The following is a 3,331-nucleotide window of genomic DNA, read 5'->3' as shown; positions in this document are numbered from 1 at the left end:
AGTGTATGCCTGCAGGTCGGTGTCATATGGGCGCAGTTCGGCAACATCGCCTTTCAACTCCCCGATCTGAACGTCCATTGCGGCACGCAAGTGCGGATCTTCGACCTCTCGTGCAAGAGCCTCCATGTTCTCGATGGAGTTCACGATGTCCTTGGTCTGCTGCTCGTAGTTCTCAAAGATGGCCTCCCCCAAAGCGGATTGCATATACTGAACATAGCGATCACCGGGCGACTGGTAGTCGTCGGAACCCTGAAAACTTTTGTCGCCCGACAGATCCGCAAGGGACGAATAGTAGGGGTGATACAGGTCGTATTCCTGAGCATCACTCATGTGTTGAGACACCAATGCCTGCATATCGTTCAGATCTACCGGCTCCCCTGACCGCTCCGCAGCCTCCAATTCGGTTTTCAGTTCTTCGACCAGATCTTGTTGCGCCGTATGTTCGTCAACACGGCGGTTGGCCTGGTCCTCGATATCAGCCAGTCGGCCACCGATGGCGGCATTGTCATACCCCATACGCCGATGCTCTTTCGTGATGATGTCGATCTGCTCAGAAACGCGATCTTCACGCGGGGCGGATTGATCAAATCTGGAATAGGGTGCGAAGTGTTCGACTTCGTTCAAAAGATAGTCTGTACGAGAAACCATAGTTTGTCCTTTGTGAGTTGATGGAAAACTCTGTGAAGGATCTGTCTGCGGCGTTGGCGCGCTCGTCAGGCAGACCGGGTGAAGTCCTTATAAGCTGTGTCCGGTATCATTACCGCGCCCTTGCAAGAGCGGGTGCGTTGCATGGGCGTGAACCTCTGAGAGTTCTTCGGAGATTGCGATGATCCTGGAAGACGCAAGCTGGTGCAGCTCATCAACAACGGCCTCGGCGCGGTCAATGCTGTCGGACAATCCTTGCGCCTGGAAATGGGCTGCTGTGGTCGAGATATCGTCGTTGCGCCACCCCATTGTTGTGCCCAAAGTGACGTTGTGATGATCGCCAAAGCGCGCAACAAAAGCCTCGCCATCGAGGCCGTAGCTGCTGGCTGTGTCGGTGACTTCCTTGCGGATCGCGGCCCACTTGTCGGCCGCTGGATAGTCCAGGACATCCATTTCGGCGATGTCCATCATCGTTGAATAACGCCGGTCTTCGATGATGAAGGCTTGAAGGTCCGGATCATTGGTGCGCAGATCCGCAACCTCGCCCTTCAACTCGCCAATCTGAACATCCATTGCGACACGCAGATGAGGGTCGTCAACCTCACGGGCAAGCCCTTCCATCTTGTAGATGGAATGCAGCAATTCTTTGGTCTGGGCCTGGAAGTCCTCATAGGCCCCCTCGCCCAAGGTGTCCTGCATATAGACCTCGTAGCGGCGCGCTGCCTGGGCATAATCAGCGGACGCCTGGAACGCCTTGTCATCGACAATATCAGCAAGGGCCGACAGATACGGGTGGCTCTGTTCGTTGTCCCGAACGTCGCTGATATGGGCAACGACCTGAGCCTTCAGCTCGGGTGCTATTGTGTCCTCGGACCCACCTGTTTCGATGTGCCGCCGCAGGTTGCTCATGACCTCGGGCGACACGTAAGACGCGTACCCCGGCGCGCCGTAATCATCAAAATGATGGGCTTGATCCAATAGGTGTTCCAGTCGCGAAACCACTGGCTCCTCTCCGTCTACGAGTTGGATGGCAAACTCTTCGATCCGGTCTTTGACGGCGTTGGCGCGCTCATCAAACAGATCCGACATTCTTGCGATGGAGAGAGTCATCACATCACCGGCCATGTCGCGGGCCGTAACTTCGACTTCCGGAGTGGTTTCAACAAGTGACAGTCCGGCCTGAACTTTCCACGTATCGGTCTCGACTTCCTGCCGCAAACCGCGCTCAAGGCGGGTCGTGGCGGTCAGCTCAATGCCGTATCCTTCGGCAACCTCAACCTGGATGGCGCGCTGAACATCTATGTTCATGTCGCTGCTCATGCCCATAGCGAGCCACTGCCCATGCTCGACACCTCGGTTGTTCACAACGATGTGGACATGGGGGTTATCGGTGTCGTTGTGGAACACGGTCAGATAGTCCCAGCTATCGCCAAAATCACCGCTGCCAAACAGGCGGTCTGCGAACTCCAAACCGGCCTCATGCGCGGCATCCGGATAGGTGCCTTCGGGGAACGAAACGATCATGTGGCGGGTGTAACCGTAGTTGGTTTTCCCGTTGAAATCCTCGGCCCAGGTCTCGATCAGATCACTGACCTGATCCGCATCGAGCGGGGTCACGCCATTGTCCCGGATGTCCAACACGCCCTCTGCTCGGACGGTCAGATAGTTGATCTGGCGGCGCAGCTCATGGGCGTTTTTCACCCCGCCTTTGCGGACGTGCTTCACAACCGCCTCGGGCTTTCCAACCACGGCACCCAGCCGTGCCTTGATGGATGAGGCCCGGGAGATCATGAACTTCATACGCTTGGCGGTATGCAGCTGCTGGCTGATCTGCTTGGACCGATCGACACCCTTTTGCGCTTCGCGGAAGGCAAGCTCAAGGAAATCCCCTGCTGTCAGATTGCGGGCTGCGGCGTTCATTCTTCAGGTGTCCAATCGTCGTCGCGCAAGATCCGGCGAGTGGCGGATTCAGGCTCTCGGTTTCGGCGAGCAGCAGTGATGATCGCCTTCAAGTCTTGCCGGTGCTGGATGATCGCACGATGGAGATTTTCGACGTCGCACCGGTCGTCATCCGTCCAGATCACCGAGCCGCGCTTGGCCGATTTCGCGAGCTGATTGAGGTTGGTGTATCCACCCTGAACCTGTCGCAAGTGCTTCTGCCAGAGATCCACAAGGGCCGGGTCCGGATCGAGATATCCGATCATACGATAGATCAGACGCAGAATGATCTGGTTGCGGCTCTTAGCACCAAGCGACTGCACGGCCTCCTCTAGACGCGTCAGCGCATCCACTGGCAATCGAACAGAGAAGACGGTGGTGTCGGCGGGCTTGCTCAATCTACACCTCAGGTTGTATTTCGAGTTTGTAACACAACTACCTTATCCTGTCATACACTCCAAGAGGAAACCGGGGGTGATTTCAGAAATCCGCATTTTCTCAAATTGCCCTCGGAACAGTTTTGCTCTTGGAGGCAATCTCCACGCCGGGGAAAGGGTCCCGCCCCTTTTCCAGCCAGCAGGCGTGGGTGCCGGTGGACTGGCGCAGGGCAATCACGCAAAGCGGGAGCTGCCCGAACAGCGCCCGTCACATACCGGCACGTTCAAGGTCAGTATGGCATTTTCCGCGCGCCTCAGCGCGCTCAATGTCCCGCCGCTTTCGCGGCGGGTGTGGCAGGGTCTTCTGCTGC

2 protein-coding genes and 1 pseudogene are annotated in these 3,331 nt (G+C 56.9%); all 3 read right to left on the bottom strand.

The window, feature by feature from the left end:
- Nucleotides 1-648: pseudogene (locus ACR0L9_RS20565) on the bottom strand (hypothetical protein); the annotation flags it as partial.
- Nucleotides 649-735: 87 nt separating this feature from the next.
- On the bottom strand, nt 736-2,565 hold the full coding sequence (locus ACR0L9_RS20560; protein WP_480896576.1) for a relaxase/mobilization nuclease domain-containing protein: 1,830 nt from the start codon (nt 2,563-2,565) through the stop codon (nt 736-738).
- Nucleotides 2,562-2,981: a hypothetical protein gene (locus tag ACR0L9_RS20555; RefSeq protein WP_480896575.1), complete on the bottom strand. Its 420-nt coding sequence runs from the start codon at nt 2,979-2,981 to the stop codon at nt 2,562-2,564. Before ACR0L9_RS20555 ends, ACR0L9_RS20560 begins: the two co-directional genes overlap by 4 nt.
- Nucleotides 2,982-3,331: the final 350 nt, after the last annotated feature.

It is taken from the genome of Ruegeria sp. I3 (genome assembly GCF_056532525.1).
The sequence above is the reverse complement of the archived record's forward strand: the minus strand, read 5'-3'. Positions and strand labels throughout refer to the sequence as shown.

Excerpts from the sequence above, each read along its gene's own strand:
- ACR0L9_RS20560 (WP_480896576.1), bottom strand. The coding sequence starts at position 2,565 with ATGAACGCCGCAGCCCGCAATCTGACAGCAGGGGATTTCCTTGAGCTT.